Origin of the sequence: Pseudomonas sp. HN2-3 (assembly GCF_020691745.1) — a bacterium.
Lineage (GTDB): Bacteria > Pseudomonadota > Gammaproteobacteria > Pseudomonadales > Pseudomonadaceae > Aquipseudomonas > Aquipseudomonas capeferrum.
In genome coordinates, this window is record NZ_CP085704.1 from 5780557 (window position 1) to 5801639 (window position 21083).

Sequence of the window (21083 nt, forward strand, 5' to 3'; positions counted from 1 at the left end):
ACCGGATTGCGGTGTTCCTTCCCCAGAGAGAACAGCTATCCCCTGTGCCGGAGGAGTCGGGCAGGTCATCGATCGTGAGTAACCGCAATCCCAAGCGCAGCGCTCGGGTGGTCGCAATGGTATCCCAGTGTGTGTGTGTGCGTAAGCTGGTAACGGGATGGAATCACGATAAAACAAATAAAAACGACAGAATGATATGGCCGTTCCTGCCCGATTGGTCCAGCGCTGGCATCTGACGCCTCCATTTGATGGTCGACTGGAGATGGGGATGAGTTTGTGCGTTTTGACACAGCCATCATCTGTCGCGCGCATGCGATATGAGCACGCGGAACCGCTGCTCCTCGACGACAGTCCATTTCCCAAATGCACTGGCTCGTCGAAGGGCAGAGCCGCTCGGCGCAAGGTCTGTATTGGCCAGGCGATCAATACAAGAGAAGCTGGTGGGCTTTAGGCGGTGATACAGCGTGCAACCAGAAGATCGTCGATGTAGATTTGAGTTCACGGTGTAGCTGGGTGCGATGGTAAGGCATCATAGTGAAACAAGCTGAACTACTGGGCGGGTCAAACGATGGCGGAAATCGGAAAGCTGACTGAGCTGCAGTGTGCAGTGGGACTGCGCGCAGCAATTCGAATCATCGACGGATGGCAAGCCACCCAAAATCAAGCATGCAAAATCCTTCGGATCTCAGCATCGACCTACCGGCGCGCGCGCCGAGCGGGCGGCTTCGCTCCAAGACTTGATCGGGATCAACAGCAGCGTCTGGGGCTGGTCCTCGGCATCCATTCCGCGCTTCGAACAGTCTTCGATAACCCTGAGAATGTTCGTGGCTTTCCTCGATTCCAAAATGAAAACCTTTTTTTCGAAGGTAGATCGCCGCTAGAAGTTATCAGCCAGGGCGACATGATCTCGCTATACGAAACCTTTCGGCGGATTGAGCAAATGCAGCTGGGAACTTAATAATTTCATAGAAAGCTTAGAGCGACCATGAATGATCGCCGCGCAATTGACCTCTATGCTCAATTCCTAGCGCATTAAGCACACGTGAGTCCTCTGGCGATAATTCAGGCTTCCATTTTGTCAGACGGACGAAACATGACGGGTAGCATGATCCCGCTCTAAGAAAGCGCTGCCGACTTGTCGCATGAGCTGTCCAACTCGATCAGAAAAAGGAGAGTCTTCCCGCCCATCCGTTTTTCGTGACCTACCAATCGCCGATAGGAATGATCGAGACGAGTGCTAGAAGTGGCTCCGGATTGGTACGTGACCAAGCCTGATACTGTATGTCATTCAACGCGCACTGCGTCGCAACCGGTCGAAACCTTTGCGCCGCTTGTACGTACACGGACACATTCAAGCCTGCCTCAATGGCCCGTGATACCTGACGGTGCCAATAATAGTTCCCGTTACCAAATATCTCGCCGTCAGCGAGCAGTAGGTCGTAGTGCTGGGCAATGTAGCCGAAAAATACCTTCTGCGAGATATCGCGTAAGGCTAGAGAATGAGGGTTGCTTGCAGATCGCCACACTCGATTGCGTACCGCGGGGCGGTTACCAGTTTCCGGTATACACACGATTATGGCCTTAACGTAATAGGCTACGGACAACTGGGCATCATCGATCAAAGCGATTTCGAATTCAGTGTTGCCGAGGGTTTTCAGCCGGTCATCAACACGGATCAACCGGTACCCAGGCTGAGCAACATATCCCGCCAGCTCGCTAATCTCCCGCATTTCTTCAGCTCCCGTGAGAGCTGCGTAAAGAGCGGCATTTTCTGCAGTGCGAGCGAGGCGCTTCCACTCCACGGCGCATTGATCAATGGCAGGGGTCATAGCGGTTTCTCAGTGAGAGCGGTATTGCAGTCACCATCAACGCTATCGGAAGTCCCAAGACTCTACAACCGTTCGCAACGAACTGAGCCTCGGGGCCTATCATCCTCAGCGATTAACAACCTTGATGGGCACGCGCAGAGGCAGTGGCGTATTGATCCAGTTCCTCTGCGCGAGCGCGCGCATGCCTGCAGCACGTACGCGCAGATCGCCATCGAGCGACCGTACGGTGACGATGATGTGCACCGGCAAGGCTTCCGTGAGCGCAGGTTCGTAGGCACGCAAAAGTGCAGACGCCTGCAACCCCCAGACATTACCAGCTACCCCTCGTGGGAAGGCCTTACGATGGACCTTCACCGGAGACCATTTACTGCCGCTTGAGATTTGTGCGCTTTCATAGCCGCTTTGGCCTTCCTCGCTCTCCATCGGCACTTTGCCGGTGATGTTGTCGCCTTCAATCGTGCCGAAGCTCAACTCAACGTTTGCTCGTACGTACTCGCTTCCTGCGTTAGGGTCCAGGGGCGGCGCGTAAACGGCAGTCATGATGATCTCGCCCCGGAATTTCCCGTCCTCGATCAGGACATCTGGCATGGGATAAGGCGACTTTCTCCAGCGCATATTTCCAGGCACCAGATTCGCTTGGAAAACCAGGGTGAAGCCGTCGTCCGAATCATAGAGGGCCCTCAAGACATCATCGGGGCGACCAGCCCCAAAATACCGACGCTGGTAGGAGTCATAGTCCGGTGACGCCAGTTGTGCCGAATGGATCATGAGCGCCTTGACCAGCGATGGCGAGGGGCTGGGGTTGGGACGCCCCGCCAGAGCCTGCCAAGCATGGGCAGCCATGCATGAAGCCAACGGCGCGGCATAGCTTGTGCCGAACGAGGAGTACAGGTGTCCCTGCGGAGCCAGGACTTTGAGACTCGATGTACCCGCGGCCCAAGGGGCGTGGACACCACCGCCCACATGAGCTAGGTCTGGCTTAGGTGTGAACACAGGGCCAGGACCACAGCGTGAATAAGGGGCCGGATGCCCGGCTGCGGTTAGGCCGTCGATAGCATCAATATGCGCGACCGAAGCCACTGTCAGAGAGCGCACGGACTCACCGGGTGTGGAAATCCTGTCCTTGAGTGCCGCTGGAGCCGGCCAATTACGACGGGGAAGGTCGTTGTAATTTCCCGCTGCCACAACGAAGAGAACCTGATACTTGTCGCTCAGCTCATCAAGCGTCATAGACAGGTCGCTAAAGTTGCTTTCGTCGCATGGATCCCCACCAACGGACAGGTTCCAGATTTTCACGTCAGGCCGTCGACGTACGGCCTCCTGCAGACGCAGCTCCAGATCGCTCATGTGGGAGCCAGTTGCCTCAAGCGCGCAGACGTCATGTATGAAAGCCGGAGTCGTCGGAATCCATGAATGTTTGTCGTTATAGAAAGAGCCCGCAGCGATCAGCGAGGCCACCGCAGTGCCATGCTCGTAGTTGGTGTCTGGCGGGAGGACGTAGGTGTCGCGTGACTTCACGAACGACGCAATCGGCGATCGGTCTTTGCTGACGCCAGTGTCGAACACCGCCACGGTCGGCAACTCTACTTCCTGAACAGAAGCTTGAGTGGCACTTTTACCGCTTTGGGGGACAACGACCGTGTTCCTCGGACTATAGAACGGCTCGGCGTAGATGGTACGAATGCCCGGCAAGTCCAGCAGCACATCAAGCCCGCTGTCGCCGACACCGTCCAGGTCCTGAACGGCAATGATGGGTAGGCCACGGCCTTGAGCGATCTCGATAAACGGAAGTGAAAGCGACTTCAGCGCGACCAAAATGGACTGATAGTTGAGCTCGTTCAGGCTGTCCTGCTGATACTGAAACAGCCTCATGACAGCTCGACCGTATTCAAGCAACTGCTGGCTACCCTCAGGGTTTCGACGCTTACGATCCCAGGGTTCGATCGACTCAATCGCGCTTAGATTGCAGCGGATGGCCTGGGTATTCCGCTTGAGAATGACTCGATTGAACTGGGTCAAGCTGTTGGCAGAAGCACCGACTAGCATCTCATCGATCCTGGCATGACCAGCCGGTTCCAATTCAGCCTCTTGGGCAAGCTGAACAGGCCGGTGGCTTTTGGCGATGCCGGTATCTCGGAGCTTGAGGACCAAGTGCGAGAGCGCTTGGGGATGAAGCATTTGCTCGTGAGAAAGTGCAGTGGAGGCTTGAGTCAGTGCTTTCGAAAGAGCGACGCGGTATGCCTCATCGACGACTACGAGCTCTTTGCCGCCGCCTCCACCAGCCCGCTCAATCGAAGAGAGATCTTTTGCCTGAAACGGAATGTGTATGAAAGGGTTCTCAACCCTCGCATTCAACGACTCCCGAGCGGGTACATTCTTGCGAGCCACTGCCGATCTCCTCCTTGAGGATCTTTCTTATTTGCCTAGTCGACAGGTCGTACAGTCTTCCAAGCGTCCTCAGAGAGAAGTACCTGGGCGCCCATCCATTAAGCCACCGAATTTCTAACTCGACAGTAGATAGCACTCGGCCAGCACCTAGCGCAAGATTCAAACCCAGGCGGCGAAGAAGTTCGTCCTCATCAATGGCTGACTGATTCGAAAGAACGACCGATCGCTTGGTGTCGAGGCATACCTGCTCGATATTAGCCCCGGTTATCCCCTTCGAGACCTTGGCTAGGTTGTCCAGATCCAAAGTTTCCGAACTGAATGGCTCCAAGTATTGCTTCCAAAGCAATTTGCGCAGGTATCCATCCGGCTCAGCCATGGGAATGCGGAAGCTGAAGCGACGCCAGATAGCAGGATCGAGTAGCTGGTCATGGTTGGTAGCCGCCACGATGATGGTACTCTCCGGGACCGCATCGATGTTCTGCAACAACGAAATCACCACACGCTGCAGCTCTCCGACATCCCTCTCGTTGCCGCGGGCACCGGCCAACGCATCGAACTCATCCAGGAAGAGGACGCATGGCTGCTGCTGCGAATACTCGAACACCCGCCGCAGATTTCGGCTGGTCTGGCCAAGGAGGCTGCTCACCAAGGTGTCACAACGCACTGTCAGCAAAGGCAGCTCCAAGTGCGCAGCGACATAACGCGCAAGCCTGGTTTTACCGGTACCTGGTGGGCCATAAGTCAGAAGCCGGCTGGCCGTCGCAGCTCCCACACGCGCCAAATCGTCAAACCGGCGAATATTGGCCAGAAACTCATCCACTCGGCTCGCTACCGCGCTCGAAAGCAGCAGCGACTCCTTGTCCAGCGTGGGACGACTCACATCCACCGTGTGCAAATGACTTTCGCCATCGGTGGGCAAGTTAGAGAAGCTGAAACCATTGGCGGCATCCTGGGCGGTTGCAAGCGCAGTGGGTGCACGTGCCAGTCGCTCTCTAATCATGCGCGCCTGGCGTTTGTCGCCATCGCTTTCAAGCTTGTCGGCCAGAAGGCCGGCATAGTTCGAAGCCATGCTGGCATTCGCCTTGAGGGCCCCATCGAGGATCTTCAAGATTTCAGAGAGGTATTCCACGGAATGATTCGCTCACGGGGTAAACTGTTTCGGAATTGCGCAAGAGTGTAGCGCATTAGGCAGAAATCGTTACGCTTTTATACATTAGTGATTCGCATAGATCCTGCCCATTTTGAGCTTCCCATCCCGCTCTGTGCCGTGAAGCCTCACGTACTGGAGCTTTGAACATTTGTACCTTTGGTAGACAGCGGCATACGGCATTCATGACAATCCCGCGCCTCGCCAGAGACCAGCGCGGCACGACACGACAGTGACTTCACATCAGCCACGCGAAAGAACCCAGTCATGCACTACCTCATCGACGGCCAACCTTTTTATTGCCCCCAATGCGGCAAACCTATTGCCCCCCGGCTTCGTGGCTGGGAAGCCCAAGACCGGTTCCACAACAGCGATCACCCTTTCTCCTGTGACTGCAATGCACGCTATCTCATCGCCAATCAAGCCGTGAATAGCGCATTCGATGATGGAGAGGCAGAAGACGGCAGCACAGACCGCCGTCGGGAAGCCGAAACAGAACTGCTCTCTGAGTTGCACGTCATCCTCGGCGCGCTGGATGCCCCGGCCACAGTGCTAGAACAGGTGTTAGCGGCGATCGACGGCGAAGAATTACCTCACCCGACATTAATTCCCTTTGAGAGAGACCAATGAGCAGTATTCAGTGGTATGCAGTGTCCAACCCCGATGGAAAGCGCTCTCCCGAATGGCGACGCTCATTTGGGGTGAGTGACATGGGAGTCGTGTTCGTCCCAGCGGCGATGGCTGGAGATGAAACCGAGATGAATGTGATGCTCTGCGCCTGCGGCGATGGACAGAGCACTGCGGTGCACCTGGATCATCACTTTGTGCCGAGCGGTTGGCTGAAAACAGAGTTCCCCAAGCACGTTGAACTTATCGAGCTAATAGAAGGCTACGCGCGTGATCTCCCAGCCGAAATATCCATGTAGTAGGAACGACTGGCTGTACGAGGCCTGGTGAGGCAGTTGCCTCGCGTTACACTTCTGGCCCTGGAGTGGCACTCCTGAGCGGCCTCAACCGAATCACGCCGTCGACCACTTCAATACTGAGCTCGTCGCCTACACCAACACCGACTGCCTGGAGCATTTCGTCAGGGATATCGATGATCAGGTCACCGGTGCCGTCTTTCGGGTCTTGGCATTTAACCGTCGTACGATTGACTTGAGGCCTGCCTACGACTGACATCATCACTTCTCCTGTCGGAAACTACAGGGATCGAGGGAAGCATGGCATGGGGCCCGTGGTCCCGGACAAGCGCTTGGTGCTTCGGGCTGACATTCTTTCCACTGTACAAATGCCCTGCGGGCGAAATCCCTCTTCAAGCCTAGCAAAGCACCGAGAGATGAGCCGGAGACGGCCATCCCAGCACCCTGCAGATAGCTAGCTGCAGATGCGACCTCCTCAAGGGGGGGGAGGTACGGACGGGTATCAAGATATTGGTCCACCTCCATGCGCAACCAGTACGGCATTGTCGAGAATGAGTCTGTAAGGCGTGAGCGAGTGAGCTTCGCCCGGCTGCAAGTATCATGAAAGAGCGCTGGCCAATGGACCAAAAGGGCCGCTGCGGCGTGTAGCAAAGCGTATCGCACCTCCAGTGACTGATACTCAAAATCTAAATGTGCCACCGGGGCAATTTCTATCCCGATAGTCCCGCTCAACGCGGCGCGCAATCGTCCGCCGTGTCTTCCGCATAGCAAGCCTAGAAGGACTCGAAGGCCTGTAAAAAATGACAGACTCAGCGGCAGCCGTCGGAAGAAGCCGTTCCATTCTCCAAGCTGAACCGCACGGGTGATGGTGAGGAGCATCCGGCCGGCGGCCTTGTCTGCGCAGCCCGTGAGCCTGGGCTGGGTATCGCCTAATCTGAAATCGCATTTGCTACAGATGCTCAAGGCACTTCCGGCGATTAGTTTCGCGCGACCTATCCCGTGCTGATGGAAGACTACCGGCGCCCCACAAGAGGGGCACGTCTGCTCCAGAAAGCAATCATGCGCTGTGCACACAGTAGAGAGTGCTAAACGCCAGTGGCGCCGATAATACGGTGCCGGATCGAGCCTTAGGCAGATGGGACAGAACTGTATGCCCGCCCTACGACGGATGCGATGATAAAGCCCGGTGGGGAGCAGAAATGGGACATCTCCACTGACGAAAAAATGTTCAAAAATAAATCCCTCGTAGCAGCCCAAGGTCAAGCCTCTTAGCTCCTCGACCGGCCGCCCCGTCGCGGCGGATAAGCAGTCGAACAGAGCTGACGGAGGATGGCGATCAGAATCGCGATTCCAGATAGCCGCCCTGTACCCCAGCAGATTGGAGTAAAAAGTGTGCAACGCAAAACCATTAGCAAAAGCCAGCCGCACCATCCAAGAGGTCAGAAGCTCATCCGACAACGGCTGTGGATGGATTGGGAGCATATGCTAGATCCTCGATGCCATTCGCGTCCTATCACTGGGTGAGAGATACCCACACTCGTTCATTACCTCCGCTGTGATTTTTTCCTCACCAGACTCAATTGCGTACTCTGCCGCGGCGTTGAGCAACAGCGAGAGCTCCCCTATGTAACCTTCACACATGGCCAAAGCCTTAGCTGCCAAGGGCCGCTCATGCAACGCCGACTGCTGCCGCAATGGCAGCAACCGTTCGAAAGACATCAAGAGCTGCAGGAATTCCTTGTTCATTTCCCACTTGGGTAGAAACTCCGGAGGAAACCGGTTCTGGATCTGCGGATCGATGCTGACTGCACGGAGCAGATCACCAGTGCCGCAACCTACTATGGATATTTGAAGTTCATTACCCAAGTATTTCAACATATTCAGAGACTGCTGCTGCCTTACGGACGTACCTGCGAGCATGTTGTGAAGATCATCAATAACGAGAACCTTGAGTTGAATTTCCCTCAAAATCTTTATAACCCGCATGCGCTTAGCATTGGTAGATGATGCAGGATCCTTCTCAAAAAGCTTCCCAAGTATTTCCGAATAGATGCTGGCCTCCGTCGGGCTCGGAGGGGTTTCTATTTTAAGCACTGGACAGACGATGTGCTCACCACTCGGATTTTCGTCGGGCAAATTGCGCCCTACGAATTTATCAACCAAGTTTGATTTGCCGTTATTAGTATTACCTACGACGAGCATGTTAGGCATGCGTGTTTGCCGCGGATGTACGAGCAAACGGTCGAGCTTTTTGAGGATGGCATTAGCTTGTGGATACCCGATCCATCGTCGTTTGGCAATCCATAGACTTCGCGCCTCCGCATCCTGCTCAACGAGTTTGAGGGCTTCAGGGTGTAGATATTGATAGCTTGTCATGGATCACCCCAACTCTATGTCGTCAAACGGCGTGATCACATCGTCGAACGGATCTAAGTCCTCCGAAACTTCGACGCGGGAATCAGCCTTAGATATCTGATGCACACCCAAAGATTGTCTGCGCCTTTGAGCATTCCGAAGACTCCTCTTTTCTCTGGTCCGTTGAGCCTTGGCTAACCGCGTACTTTCAATAGCATTTTCCTCAATTTTTCGCATCAACGTTACCCCGTGAAAAATCTTGTCCTCATCGGGCTCATTATTAGGATCGTTTTTTATACGCTTCAGCGCGGCCTTGAGTTCCCAATAACTGATCGCTGGCCGAGCACTATTCAGGTATGGGATCGGAACGTAGGTTTTTGTGTCTGGATCTAGGAAGTGAACAACACTGATATCTCTAGGATCGTATGCAAAGATAAATTTTTTGACTTTGCTTGTTTCCTGATCTATCGCTTTTATCCATTTACGCAAAACTGGCGCGTAGTAATGGATGTAGTTAACCAGCGCGCCAGTCTGCTGTATGGTTCTTTCGAGGTATGGCGTAAAATCCAGGCGGAAAGTCTCCTCATCCTCGATCCTAGCTGGTAGTCCAACCCCAAGCTGTGTATCCGATCCATACACGAGCTGAGCGAATTTCTTTATAGGAGGAATACCACCATTACCTGAATGCTTAGCATTATGGTAAGAGTAAACAAAGAAAATTGTGAACCAAAGCTCCAACTCATCCAAGGTTAAGCACGCTTTTTGTTCCGAGTTGTAATCGGCCTTGGCTTTGACGTTTGAAAAGGTCGTCCCTTCCAACGTATGACATTCAGTCATAAAGGTCCGGAAAGCCCGCTCTACATGTGGACCATAGTTCGGCTGATGCCTAGGCCTGTATTCTAAAACAATATCATGCAGCGCACATGCTCGTTGCAGCATCGTGCCACGGAATTCTTTTGCATTATCCACATGGATTTTAGCCATTTTTCCATGAATCGGCCATTCAGCGAGAATATCCCTCTTAGCTAGCCAGTTGGATTTTTCTTGTACAGCATGCGCGATACACAGACCTGCCGAAAGCGCGCTGGGCGGATCCAGTGTCAGACAAAATCCAGTCACCATCTTTGTAGCAACATCAATGGCTATCGTAAGGTATGGCCTGCCTATGGGTAAGCGGTGTTGTTCATCAACTATGATTACATCTACCGGAGTGTGATCGATTTGTACAACCGCGTTTGGATAATGGCCACCTGGAAACTCACCCACCGAGGGAAGTATATTATCACGGTAGGCTTTTGAACCATGTCGCCTCTTGACTTTAACACCATTTTCAATATTACTAACTCGCCCGTAAATAGTATTCAGATGCGGTTCGGGCAAGCCGCGAGATTTACAAACTTCTCTAATACGTGTGTGCAGCTGAGTGACATTTCGCCGTTCTTTTTTAAGATAGTACGTCTCTATTTGCTCATCTATGACGTCTTGGACCTCTTTGGGTAAGCGCCCTTGACCTTTATCGAAGCGAGTAGACTTGGATAGGGAAGATACAAGATTTGTTTTTTCAAATCGCTTTAGCCACCTATAGATGGTGGGTACACTCTTACCCGAGCGCTCCGCAGCATTCTTGACGTCCTCCACACTTCGACGCCCCTGCAGCAGCGGTTTGATGATTGCAAACCGCTCAAGTGTCTCATCCCAAGCCGCGCGATCCTGGGTTAAATGAGATGAATCCCTCACCGAGTCGACTTCGGGACTGGATTTAAGGTCCGCACAGCGCACCACCTCGATCGAGGAATCCTCAATTCTTCGAATTACCGCCTCGATCAGACCTTTGAGCTCAACAACAATCGAAGCCGAATCTCTCCAGTAGACCAACTGGCCTGGTCTGATGGTTTTCATTTCAATTCCTCCCCAATCGAGAGCACGCTCGTCATACTTAACGGGATATTCAGGTCACAACAAACGACGCCATTGGCGATCAGGTGCCACAAGACAGGGATAAGCTCACCGCGCTGTTTGGGATCAGGGGCAAGCATCCCAAGGAGGTTGCTCACACTGATGAAGCTGCAGCTTTCAAACACACCCACGACCTGGGCGCGCTGGAGGGGGCCAGGCTCTCGGTTTAGAAATGGCCACAGAAATTTGACGTTATCCAGATACGGCGTGCGGATTTCCCGCTCCGTGTAGACCTCAAAACGCCACCCGCGCTGAGCGCAGTACGATTTTGCCGCACGAAACTTGGGCAGCAGGTTTCGCCATTGCTCGCGAAAATTTGCTCGGTATTTGACCTCATAGAGAATTGGCTCCTGTGATAAGGCCGATTCCTGGAAGGTGATGAGGCCGTCGGGGGTGTACGACCGGTCTTCACCTGTATTGCCCTTGTATTCGATCTTAACGGGCTGGGGCAGGAAGCTGCTGACGCGGCGATCGAAGCGGACAAGCTCCATTAGGTCGCGCTCAAGAGTCGATTCGAACCGACCCATAAGCGGTACGATGCCTGTGACGCTACGGCCGCTAACGCCGATGCTACGGACCGGCAAAGTGGGCAGAGCTTTCTTCATTCTCATTGATCTCTAGAAGCTAGCCGTATTTTCTCATTTTACGATGTGTTTTACAGCGGCAGCAGCCGGCCACAGCCGGGCGAAATCACCCTGGCTCATCATGGTGTGCTGTTTCTCGATGAGTTGCCGGAATTCGAGCGGCGCGTGCTGGAGGTACTGCGCGAACCGCTCGAGTCCGGCGAGATCGTGATTGCCAGGGCGCGGGACAAAGTGCGCTTCCCGGCGCGTTTTCAGCTGGTGGCGGCGATGAACCCCTGCCCTTGCGGCTACCTCGGCGACCCGAGCGGCCGCTGCCGCTGCAGCACCGACCAGGTCCAGCGTTATCGCAACAAGCTGTCGGGGCCGCTGCTGGACCGCATTGACCTGCACCTGACCGTGGCGCGCGAAACCACCACGCTGAACAACCAACCCAGCGGCGACACCAGCGCTGCGGTCGCCGAGCGGGTGGCCGAGGCGCGCGACCTGCAGCAACGTCGGCAAGGGTGCGCCAATGCGTTTCTCGACCTCAACGGTTTGCGCAGCCATTGCCTGCTGGAGGCGGCCGACCAGGCTTGGCTGGAGACTGCCTGCGAGCGATTGAACTTGTCATTGCGCGCTGCCCATCGGCTGCTGAAAGTGGCGCGCACGCTGGCGGACCTGGAGGGCGTGGCGTCGATTGCCCGAGGGCATCTGGGCGAGGCGTTGCAGTATCGGCCTGGTAGCTGACACGGGCTTGGGTTTTGGGGGCCGCTTTGCGGCCCATCGCGACGCAAGGCCGCTCCTACAGGTCGGTCATTGCGGCCTGTACCGCCGCCAGCAACGCCTCTTCGGAAAACGGTTTGGCCAGGTAGGCGACCGCCCCCTGGCGCAGCGACGCTTCTAGCGTCGTATCATCCCAATGCGCCGACATGCAGATCACCGGCAAACGCCAGCCCAAGTGTGCCAGCTCCCGCAGCACTTCCAGCCCAGTCAGCCCGGGCATCCTCAGATCGAGCAACGCGCACCCGGCGTCACGCGCCAGCGTCGAGGCCAGAAACTCTTCGCCCGACCCGAACAGCAGTGCGCCAAAGCCTGTCGCCCGCAGCAGGTTGGCCAGGCTTTTACGTACAGACGCATCGTCATCGACGATGCACACCCACACCCTGTCGTTTGCCCCCTGTGGCTTCATGCGGCGCCCTGGCCCTCGACACGCGCCTCTAGCACGTTGTGCATGGCCACCAGTTCGACCAGCGAGCGGGACTGCAACTTGTTCATGATGTTCTTCTTGTGCACCTTGGTCGTCACCTCGCTGGTGCCGATCTCCTTGGCAATCTGTTTGTGCGACAACCCGCTGACCACCAGCGCGAACACCTGGCGCTCGCGTTGCGTGAGCCGCCCGTACTTTTCCCGAACCTGCCGAGCATGCCGCCACGTGCGCCCGGCCGCCAGCGCGCGGGCACGCAGTGCCGTCAGCAATGCCAGCAACTGCGCTTCATCAAAAGGCTTGGTCAGAAACTCCACCGCACCTGCACGCATGGCCTGAACAGTCATGGGGATGGTGCCGTGGCCGGTCATGAACACGACCGGCCATGGCAGGTCGAGCCGACGTAATATCGCCTGCAGCTCCAGCCCACTGGCCTCAGGCAGGTTCATGTCCAGCAACAAGCAGGCACAGGGCACGTGCGAATCGGCTTCAAGCAGCGCCTCAGCCGAGGCGTACAGCCGATGCAAAATGCCGTGCGAGCGCAACAGCCGGCCCAGGGCATTGAGCACCGAAGGGTCGTCATCTACCACCAGCACGGGCACGGCCGAGCAGTCACCCGCTGCGTCAGCGGTATCGAGGTCGACAGGTCGCAACGCGCGCCCAATGTCCTTCGCCGGTAGGTCGAGCGCGACTTCAGCCGCCAGCCGATAGCCCCGGCGAGGCACGGTCTGGATCAGGCCGCGGTCGCCAAACGCCTTGCGCAACAAAGAGATCTGCACCTGCAGGTTGTTGTCCTCGACCACGGTGCCGGCCCAGACCTGGCTGAACAGCTCGTCCTTGCCGACCACCCGGCCTTTGGCGCGAATCAGCGTCGCCAGCACTTCGAAGGCGCGCCCGCCCAACGTAATCGGCTTGCCGTCGAGAAACGCTTCTCGTCGCTCCAGCGACACCTGGGCATTGCCAAATCGGATCATGGTCGTCTCGAATCTCACGGGTCCGGGCGGTTGCGCAGCCCCATGCAATCTAGGCCACCGTCCACATTCATACAATTATCCCGAGGGATAGGTCGGCCCTTGGACTATACAAGCACCCGCCGCAGCCGAGGGGGCGATAACGGTCAAGATGGTTCCCGTTCCTGCCAAGCCGTCTGGCCCGGGCATGCGCACGGTGCTCGCTGCGTATACTCGCGCCCTTGGATGTCGTTAGCAGGGGGTGCTTGATGCTCGATGAACGCCTCGCTTGCAGGCCCATCGATTATGACCCGTCGATCGACGAGGGCTGGTTGAACCGGTGCGACATCACGCGCCTGGGGCAGGAAGGTGATCTGACCTACTTCCGCCTGCGTGACCCCGGCACAGGTCAGTCGTGGCTCGCCGTACGCGCGCCCCTTGAGTCGCCTGCTGCCTGCCAGCACCTGGAGCGCGCTTATCGTCTGCGCCTCGACCCACAGTGGGCGGTGATCCCCTCGGCCTATCTGCGTTCGGCCGAAGGGCCGCTGCTGGTCTATCCGGCGGGCCGCTCGGTCGCCGACCTGATTGCCCAAGGCCCCGCAGCGCTCCCCAGCTTCCTCGACATCGCCGTCAACGCCGCCTCGGCACTGGCGCTGGCACACGAAAGCAATGTTCTGCACGGTGCCTTGCAGCCCGCGCACATCTGCGTGCAACACGCGCATCGGGTCAGGCTTGGCTGTTTCTGCGCCGATGTGCCGGCGTTGATCAGCGAACCAGGCACCCCCCTCGGCACCTGGAGCTACCTGGCACCGGAACAGATCTGCCCACACGGCTCCAGCTGCGATCAACGCAGCGATATCTATGCGCTCGGCGCCATCCTGTACCAGCTGTTGCTGGGCGAGCTGCCGCTGGCCGGGCGCGACAAACCGCACTGGCGCCAGCTGCATGCCGGCGTTCAACCGCGGGCGGCCATCGACGTCGACAACCGGGTACCGCAGCCGCTCAGCCGCATCCTCGCCAAGGCCCTGGCCAAAGAGCCCGATGCCCGCTACCAGACTGCCCGCGCGCTGGCGGTCGACCTTGGCCATTGTCAGCGGCAGTGGCGTGCGGGCCAGGCCATCGCAGATTTCCAACCCGGCAGCGCCGACCCCCTTTCCCCCAGCCACGACCGCCTCTATGGCCGCTCTGCCGAGCAGAAGGTCATCACCCTGCTGCTCAAGGCACTGCGCCGGGACAGCACATCCCAGGCCCTGTTCATCAAAGGCGCCACGGGCATGGGCAAGTCGAGCCTGGTTCAGGCGGCACTCAAGGGCAGCGCCGAGGGATACTGGGCCAGCGGCACGTGCAACAGCCTGGAGCGAGCGGTGCCCTACGGGCCCTGGATCGAAATCCTCGGGTCACTGACCACCCAACTGCTGGCCAAGAACAGTGATGACCTGGAGCTGCTACGCCGTGAAATTCTGCGGCGCATCAAAGGCCGTGGCCGGCTGCTCGGCAAGTTGGCCCCGGACCTCAAGCTGGTGATCGGCCCCACGGCCGAGCTCCCCGACAAACCCACGCGGCTGGCACTGCAAAAAGAACTGCGCGCCGTGGTCGAGTTCCTGCAGGTGTTCAGCCGCCCCGGGCGCCCATTGGCACTGTTTTTCGATGACATGCAATGGGCCGACGACGCCACGCAGCACCTGCTGGACGAACTGCTTGAGCAAGCCCCCGGCAACCTGCTGCTGATTTTCGCCCGGCGCAGCGACGCAGCACCCGACAGCAAGCCCTGTGTGCCCCCTGTGTCCATCCGCAGCACCACGCTCGACCTTCGCCCCCTTACTGTCGGCGCGGTGATGGAGATGATCGGCGAACGCTACCACGCCGCACCTGAGGCCGCGCTGCAACTCGCCGAGCTGGTGCACGCCAAGACCGCTGGCAACCCGTTCTTCATTCACCAGATCCTCGGGGCGATGGTCGAGGACCGCTTGTTCACCTTCGACACCCAGACCATGCGCTGGTCCTGGTCACTGTCGGCGGTGGCGCAACACCGCTATGCCGACAACGTCGCCGACCTGATGGTCCATCGCCTGGCGCGCCTGCCCTCGGCCCAGCGCGATGTGCTGCGCGTGGCCAGCGCGGCGGGTGGCCGATGCGATGAGCCACTGCTGCGCAGCATGCTGCCACTGCCCGCCACGCACCTGGCCGAACAGCTCAAAGCCTTGATTGCCGCAGGTTTCCTGCTGCCGGGGCAAAAGGGCCTGAGGTTTTCCCATGATCGCGTACTGCAAGCCGCCTACGCACTCACGCCCTCACGAGAGCGGCCGGCCTTGCATGCGCACATTGCCCACGCCATGCGCGAAGCCTGGCAGGCGACGCTGCACGAGGCCGTGTTCGAGATCGCCAACCAGGTACAACGGGCCAGCCCGCGAGCATTCGAGGCCTGCGACTGCGAGGTGTTTGTGCTGCTACTGCAAGAAGCTGCGCTGAGGGCGCGTGACAGCGCCGCCTACGAGCAGACGGCCGGCTACCTGCATGCCGCCGACGAACTGTTGCGCCTGAGCGCTGCACCTGGCACCCAGGCAACCCATGCGCTTGCCATCGCCTGCCTGGCGGCGGAGTGCGACATGCAATTGTCGCGGATGCCGCAGGCCGAAGCCCGCATCCGCGAATGCCACCTGCGTGCGCAATCGGCTTTGGACAAGGCGCGTGTCTGCAAGCTTGAGGCCCGCTTACATACCCTGCGCTCGGATTACCCGACGGCCATCGCCTGCGCCATCAGTGGCCTTGAGCTGCTGGGCGTCACGCTGGTACAGGGTTCCAACCCCGATCTGGTCGAGGCCGCCTATGGCCGCGTGCATGCCCTGATCGAAGACAAGGGTCAGCACTGCCTAGAGTCGCTGCCCAAAACCGACTCGGAAGAAGTGGCCGTGGCGATCGCGTTGCTGGCGACGCTGTCGTCATCGTTTTTCGTCAAGGACGATATCTGTTTTCTGCACCTTGCCAAGATCATGGAGCTGTCGTTGCTGCACGGCGTGGCCCCTGGCAGCACCTATGGTCTGGCCTGGTTCGGTGTGATGGCTGCCGAACGCTTTGGCGCCTACCACGATGGCCATGCCTACTGCCTGGCGGCGCTCAAGCTGATCGAACGGCACGCTTTCGAGGCGGACCTGACCAGCGCCCTGCTTGCCCTGGACCAGGTCAGCGCCTGGACCGCCCCCATGGAGTACGCCCGACGCACGGCACTGGAGGCGCTCGACTCGACGCGCCTGAGCGGCGACCTGGCGATGGCCTGCTATGCCCGCAATCACCTGGTTTCCGACTCGCTGTTCATGGGCCACCATTTGCAGGAAGTCGGCGGCGAAGTGGCGCAAGGTTTGCTCACCGTTCGCGGCTACGGCTACAGCGATGTCGAACATATCCTCCTGGCCCAGCAGGCATTCGTCGCCGCCATGATCGGCAGCGGCGGCAGGAGCGGCCTTGCCTCGCGGTCGGCGTGCGAAGCGCCTGCCGACGCCACCGTACACGCCATAAAATCCTGCACAACATTGTTCTTCAAGCACCTCTTCACTGGCATGTCGGCCTTCTACCTGGGCGACATCAAACAGGCTGTACGCCAACTCGCCAGCGCCGGCAGCCATGCCTGGGCCGCCCCCGCCCACATCAACCTGGCCGACTACCACCTGTTCTGCGGCCTGACCCTGGGCAGCCCAGAGGCCCCCGGCACCGCGATGGGCAAATTGGCCGCACTGCACGAACTGCGCGAACGCTTCGCGGCATGGTCGGGCTTCAACCCGGTCACCTTCCGCAGCAAGCTGCTGCTGATCGAGGGTGTGATTGCCAAGCTCAGCGGTGACGGCCTATCCGCCATCCGCTGCTTCGACCAGGCCCAGATCGCAGCTACGGCCGCCGGGTTCATCCATGAGCAGGCCCTCGCCCACGAGCAACTGGCCGAAGTGTGCATCCCCAGCGGGTTGATCTCCGGTGCCAACCTGCACCTGCGTATAGCCCGCGACTGCTTCCACATCTGGGGCGCCACGGGCAAGGTACGCCAGCTCGAAACCCTGCACCCCTTCCTGCGCACTCAGCCCGTGCAGGAGACCTACCGCTCTGCCAGCCAGGCCCGGCTGGACTTGGAAGTCGGCCTCGAGGCCGCGCGCGCATTGTCCGAAGAAGTGCTGCTGGAGGGCCTGATCGAAACCCTGATGGGGCACCTGACCCAGCACTCCGGTGCCGATCACGGCGCCTTGCTGATCGTCAGCGGCGCCGAGTTCCAGATGGCTGCGCTGGCCTACATCGACGACGCCGGTTTACAAGTGCGCATGGACAACTGCCAGAAGTTCATGACCCAGGCCCCGCTGTCGATCATCAACGCCACCCTGCGCACCAAGAAGCCACTGGTGCTCAACGATGCCCAGTGCGACTGCCCGGAAGCCTTCCGCCAGGAACTGCACGCGCGCAACGCCCGCTCGGTGCTGTGCCTTCCGCTGCTGCTGCAAGGCGTGCTTATCGGCCTGGTCTACCTGGAAAACCGCCTGGTGCCCAATTTGTTTGGCAAGCAGCGCCTGGCCATGCTCGAGATCCTCGCTTCGCAGGCTGCAGTGTCGCTGCAAACCGCCAAGTTCTATACCCGCCTGGCCGAAGACAATCAAAGCCGTGCGCAGATGGAAGCCGAGCTGCGTCGCTCACGGGCAGAGCTTGCGCGCAGTGCGCACCTGCAGGTGATGAACGAGTTGTCGGCCTCTATCGCCCACGAGATCAGCCAGCCGCTGCTGGGTATCGCCGCCAATGCCTCGGCCAGCCTTCGCTGGCTGAAACGCGACCAGCCCGACCTGCAGGAAGCCATCGATGGCCTGGAGGATATCCGCAGAGACAGCGAGCGCGCGGCCAACATCGTTCGCGCGCTGCGTTCGCTGGCCAAACAGTCGCCGATGCAGTGCAAGGCGGTGAAGCTTGATGCGCTGATCCTGGAAGTGGTGCGCCTGACGTCCTCGGAGGCCTTGAAATGCGGCGTGAACGTGCAAACCCGGTTGCAAGCGGCGACGAGCATGATGGCTGACCCGGTACAGTTGCAGCAGTTGATCTACAACTTGCTCACTAACGCTCTGGAAGCACTGGCGGGGTTTCGCAACGACGGCGTATTGCGGATCACCTGTGCCGTTGTCGAGGACGAGGTGGAGATCTGTGTCGACGACAATGGGCCGGGCATTGCGCCAGAGGAACTGGAACGCGTGTTTGGCGCCTTCTACACCACCAAGAGCGGTGGGCTGGGAATGGGGCTGGCGATATGCAGCTCGGTGATTCAGGCCCATGGCGGGCAGCTGCAGGCGCAGGCGTCAGAGCTGGGCGGGTGCAGGATTCGGGTAACTGTGCCGGTTCGGGCAGGCGATTGAAGCCTGTGTAGCCTGGTGCGGCCTTTTCGCGGGTAAGTCGGATCGCCGCACCGCCGCGAAGAGGCCCGAGCAGGCTTACATCAACGCGCGCTCAACACCGCATAACTGTTCATCAGGTTGCGGTAGTTGGGGATTCGCTGGGACAGCAGATTACCCAGCCCTTCGATATCGTTGCGCCAGTCGCGGTGCAGCTCACAGGCCACCGAGAACCAGTTCATCATCTGCGCGCCTGCCTGGGTCATACGCACCCACGCAGCCTGCTGTACGGTCTCGTTGAAGGTACCGGACGCGTCGGTGACCACGAACACTTCAAAGCCTTCGGCCAGCGCCGACAAGGTCGGGAATGCCACGCACACGTCAGTCACCACACCGGCGATGATCAGTTGCTTGCGGCCTGTCGCCTTGATCGCCTTGACGAAGTCTTCGTTGTCCCATGCGTTGATCTGGCCTGGGCGGGCAATGTACGGCGCGTCCGGGAACATCTCTTTCAGCTCGGGTACCAGTGGGCCGTTCGGGCCTTGCTCGAAGCTGGTGGTGAGGATGGTCGGCAGGCCGAAGAACTTGGCCAGGTCGCCCAGGGCCAGTACGTTGTTCTTGAACTCGTTGGGTGAGAAGTCCTGTACCAGCGAGATCAGGCCGGTCTGGTGATCGACCAGCAGCACCACGGCGTCGTCTTTGTTCAGGCGCTTGTAATCGGGTTGGCTCATGGGGTTTCTCCTTGGATGATTTGGGCTTGGAAAACGGGGGCGGTACTATCCGGAGGTGGTATACCAACGGATAAACATGGTTTAAGAATGAGCGCCGGACGCGGCGTTCTGGCTGGTCCGCCGCCATGCCTTGGGCGGCTGGCCGACCAGGCGGCTGAACGCCCGGGTGAAATGTGACTGGTCGCAGAAACCACATTCGAGGCTGACATGGGTGATCGGCACCTCGGTGACCAGCAACCGCTTGGCCTTCTCCATGCGCGCCAGCAGGCGCCAGGCCTGGGGCGACAAGCCGGTGTTGACCTTGAACGCGCGAGAAAAGTGGCTGCGGGTGAGGTTGCACAGGCCAGCGATCTCGATGATCGACAAGGGGCTGTGCAGCATCAGTTCCTTGGCCTGGCGCAGGCGTGCAGGGGTCAGCGCGCCCGGCGCCTGTGAGGTACTGCAGATCGTCAGAGGGCTCATGGCGACTCTCCTGTTCAATGAGGAAAGTCTCGCCCCGAGGACATGACAAAGTCCTGAGCCAAACCTGAATAGTTCTTAATTGTGCATTGCTGGCCCTGGCCGCTATACCGATACCTTAAGATGCGCGCCTGTTCAGCTTCACGCCGCCAGCGGCGGCCCGTACTAAAGGCGAAAGTGGTATGCAGGAAAATCGCGCTCACCGCACCGTGGCGATGGTGCTGTTCAATGATGTGCTGTTGCTGGATGTCACCGGCCCCATGGATGCCTTTGCCATTGCCAACCGCTTCTTGCCCGCCGAGCGGCGATACCGGCTGATCACGTTGGCCGACGGCGATGGGGTGGTGCGCGGCTCATGCGGGCTGAGGGTCATCGCTGACCTGCGCCTTGAGGCGCTGCCGGAAGCCGTCGACCTGTTGCTGGTACCCGGAGGCCCAGGCGCCTACGACGTTGCGCTGCCGGGGCTCGAGCACTGGCTGACGCAGGCCGTGCGTGGGGCCAAGCGTTTCGGCGCGATCTGCACTGGCGTGTTCTTGCTGGGCCGGGCGGGGCTGCTTGGCGGTTATCGCTGTACCACCCACTGGAACTACGTCGAGCGGCTGGCGCGGGCCTTCCCTGAGGCGAAAGTCGAAACCGAACAGATCTATGTGATCGACCGCTGCCTGATCACCTCGGGCGGGATCACGGCAGGTATCGACCTGGCCCTGGCCGTAGTTGCCGAAGACCATGGCAAGGCACTGGCGCTGGAAGTGGCCAAAGTGCTGCTGGTCGCGCGCCATCGCCAGGGCGGGCAGACACCTTACGGGCCGTTGCTGGCGGCCGTGCCGCGCGACGACTCGCCGACCGCGCGGGTGCAGGCCTATATCGTCGACCATATCGACCAGCCGTTTACCGTGCGCAAGATGGCCGACCTGGTGGCGATGAGCAGCCGCAATTTTGCCCGGACCTTCCAGCGCGAGGTCGGCATCACCCCGCTGCAGTACCTGCAGAATGCGCGTATCGATCAGGCACGCAAAGTGCTCGAGGGCAGCGACCTGCCGTTGAAGGTGGTGGCAGCACAGTGTGGGTTTGGCAGTGATCGGCATATGCGCAAGGTGTTTTGCGAGCGCATCGGCATGACACCAGCGCAGTACCGGGCGCAGTTTGGTGGCGGCTGACAGATACACGTGTGGAGGATCATCACTGTCCCGCCTGGCGAGACAATGTTTCTCCTTCCAGCCAGATTGTCTA

The 21083-nt window shown here is 58.8% G+C and carries 17 protein-coding genes and 1 pseudogene; 6 read left to right on the forward strand and 12 right to left on the reverse strand.

Translation table 11 applies throughout. The annotated features are described in order from the left end of the window. The first annotated feature begins 568 nt into the window (after positions 1–568). Positions 569–958 carry an antitoxin Xre-like helix-turn-helix domain-containing protein gene (locus LJX93_RS26205; protein WP_227696580.1) on the forward strand — a complete coding sequence of 130 codons (390 nt, stop codon included), beginning with the start codon at positions 569–571 and terminating at the stop codon, positions 956–958. Positions 959–1202: 244 nt separating this feature from the next. Here LJX93_RS26205 and LJX93_RS26210 read toward each other — a convergent pair whose 3' ends face one another. The 3 genes from LJX93_RS26210 to iteA all read right to left on the reverse strand — a co-directional run bounded on the left by LJX93_RS26210 (position 1203) and on the right by iteA (position 5346). Next, entirely contained in the window at positions 1203–1829 is a 627-nt protein-coding gene (locus LJX93_RS26210; RefSeq protein ID WP_227696581.1) for a hypothetical protein, read from the reverse strand. Between the two features lie 105 nt (positions 1830–1934). Continuing rightward, positions 1935–4217, reverse strand: a complete 2283-nt coding sequence (iteS, locus tag LJX93_RS26215) for a S8 family anti-phage peptidase IteS (protein WP_227696583.1) — start codon at positions 4215–4217, stop codon at positions 1935–1937. Next, entirely contained in the window at positions 4168–5346 is a 1179-nt protein-coding gene (gene iteA, locus LJX93_RS26220) for an anti-phage ATPase IteA (RefSeq protein ID WP_227696584.1), read from the reverse strand. Before iteA ends, iteS begins: the two co-directional genes overlap by 50 nt. Positions 5347–5631: 285 nt before the next feature. Between iteA and LJX93_RS26225 the strand changes: the two genes are divergently transcribed. Both LJX93_RS26225 and LJX93_RS26230 read left to right on the forward strand, forming a co-directional pair. Beyond that, positions 5632–5994 (forward strand): hypothetical protein, encoded by a 363-nt coding sequence (locus LJX93_RS26225; RefSeq protein WP_227696585.1) that lies wholly within the window; start codon positions 5632–5634, stop codon positions 5992–5994. Continuing rightward, entirely contained in the window at positions 5991–6290 is a 300-nt protein-coding gene (locus tag LJX93_RS26230) for a hypothetical protein (RefSeq protein WP_227696587.1), read from the forward strand. Before LJX93_RS26225 ends, LJX93_RS26230 begins: the two co-directional genes overlap by 4 nt. 46 nt (positions 6291–6336) lie before the next feature. On the opposite strand, the gene LJX93_RS26235 is transcribed toward LJX93_RS26230, so the two are convergent. Genes LJX93_RS26235 through LJX93_RS26255 form a run of 5 tightly spaced genes read right to left on the reverse strand, consistent with a single transcriptional unit; the run spans position 6337 to position 11203 of the window. Continuing rightward, positions 6337–6549, reverse strand: a complete 213-nt coding sequence (locus tag LJX93_RS26235) for an AbrB/MazE/SpoVT family DNA-binding domain-containing protein (RefSeq protein WP_227696588.1) — start codon at positions 6547–6549, stop codon at positions 6337–6339. Continuing rightward, entirely contained in the window at positions 6549–7769 is a 1221-nt protein-coding gene (locus LJX93_RS27580) for a TniQ family protein (protein WP_227696589.1), read from the reverse strand. The genes LJX93_RS26235 and LJX93_RS27580 overlap by 1 nt, the downstream gene beginning before the upstream one ends. Before the next feature lie 3 nt (positions 7770–7772). Beyond that, positions 7773–8663, reverse strand: a complete 891-nt coding sequence (locus LJX93_RS26245) for a TniB family NTP-binding protein (RefSeq protein WP_227696590.1) — start codon at positions 8661–8663, stop codon at positions 7773–7775. Positions 8664–8666: 3 nt separating this feature from the next. Next, positions 8667–10541 (reverse strand): Mu transposase C-terminal domain-containing protein, encoded by a 1875-nt coding sequence (locus LJX93_RS26250; RefSeq protein ID WP_227696591.1) that lies wholly within the window; start codon positions 10539–10541, stop codon positions 8667–8669. Further along, positions 10538–11203 carry a TnsA endonuclease N-terminal domain-containing protein gene (locus tag LJX93_RS26255; RefSeq protein WP_227696592.1) on the reverse strand — a complete coding sequence of 222 codons (666 nt, stop codon included), beginning with the start codon at positions 11201–11203 and terminating at the stop codon, positions 10538–10540. The genes LJX93_RS26250 and LJX93_RS26255 overlap by 4 nt, the downstream gene beginning before the upstream one ends. Positions 11204–11260: 57 nt before the next feature. Here LJX93_RS26255 and LJX93_RS26260 point away from each other — a divergent pair. Continuing rightward, positions 11261–11908: pseudogene (locus LJX93_RS26260) on the forward strand (ATP-binding protein); the annotation flags it as partial. 55 nt (positions 11909–11963) lie between these two features. Here LJX93_RS26260 and LJX93_RS26265 read toward each other — a convergent pair. Both LJX93_RS26265 and LJX93_RS26270 read right to left on the reverse strand, forming a co-directional pair. After that, the gene (locus tag LJX93_RS26265; RefSeq protein ID WP_077068701.1) at positions 11964–12350 is read right to left on the reverse strand and encodes a response regulator transcription factor; all 387 of its coding nucleotides are present in this window, start codon (positions 12348–12350) and stop codon (positions 11964–11966) included. Further along, positions 12347–13339 carry a response regulator gene (locus LJX93_RS26270; RefSeq protein WP_033702234.1) on the reverse strand — a complete coding sequence of 331 codons (993 nt, stop codon included), beginning with the start codon at positions 13337–13339 and terminating at the stop codon, positions 12347–12349. Before LJX93_RS26270 ends, LJX93_RS26265 begins: the two co-directional genes overlap by 4 nt. 245 nt (positions 13340–13584) lie before the next feature. On the opposite strand from LJX93_RS26270, the gene LJX93_RS26275 reads away from it, so the two are divergent. Then, entirely contained in the window at positions 13585–18687 is a 5103-nt protein-coding gene (locus LJX93_RS26275) for an ATP-binding sensor histidine kinase (protein WP_227696594.1), read from the forward strand. 80 nt (positions 18688–18767) lie between these two features. Here the strand turns inward: LJX93_RS26275 and ycaC are convergent, their stop codons facing one another. Beyond that, positions 18768–19394, reverse strand: coding sequence for an isochorismate family cysteine hydrolase YcaC (ycaC, locus tag LJX93_RS26280; RefSeq protein WP_033702238.1), 627 nt, complete (start codon positions 19392–19394; stop codon positions 18768–18770). An 81-nt stretch (positions 19395–19475) separates the two neighbouring features. Beyond that, positions 19476–19856, reverse strand: coding sequence for a helix-turn-helix domain-containing protein (locus LJX93_RS26285; protein ID WP_052040632.1), 381 nt, complete (start codon positions 19854–19856; stop codon positions 19476–19478). A gap of 179 nt (positions 19857–20035) precedes the next feature. Here LJX93_RS26285 and LJX93_RS26290 point away from each other — a divergent pair, with 179 nt between their 5' ends. Next, the gene (locus tag LJX93_RS26290) at positions 20036–21010 is read left to right on the forward strand and encodes a GlxA family transcriptional regulator (RefSeq protein WP_033702240.1); all 975 of its coding nucleotides are present in this window, start codon (positions 20036–20038) and stop codon (positions 21008–21010) included. Positions 21011–21083 lie beyond the last annotated feature (73 nt).